Genomic DNA, 263 nt, shown 5'->3' on the forward strand with positions numbered 1-263 from the left:
TATCAGAAGGGTCTGAAAAATCTAAATTAGCTTCAATATGGCTAATATGGCACGTTACCCCAGTAACTAAAGGGTCTTGTTGCGAATTTACAATTACATCCTTGGTGGTAAATAGTCCAAGGCTTACAGAGGCAACATCATCTGAGCACGCTGTTAAGGTAAGCATACCCGCGAGTAAAAAGCTGACTTTTAAATACTTCATCGTGTTCTCCAACATACTTAAAGAGGGATACGGTTTGTTTTTCTATACTAAACGTATTTAC

The 263-nt window shown here is 38.0% G+C and carries 1 protein-coding gene; it reads right to left on the bottom strand.

Annotation, left to right across the window (positions count from 1 at the left end; all coding sequences use genetic code 11):
* A partial coding sequence (locus tag AAEY99_RS21495) for a CreA family protein (RefSeq protein ID WP_351011990.1) occupies positions 1 to 202 on the bottom strand: 202 nt, incomplete at its 3' end.
* Positions 203 to 263 lie beyond the last annotated feature (61 nt).

The organism is Shewanella sp. S1-58-MNA-CIBAN-0166 (genome assembly GCF_040310085.1).
GTDB lineage: Bacteria > Pseudomonadota > Gammaproteobacteria > Enterobacterales > Shewanellaceae > Shewanella.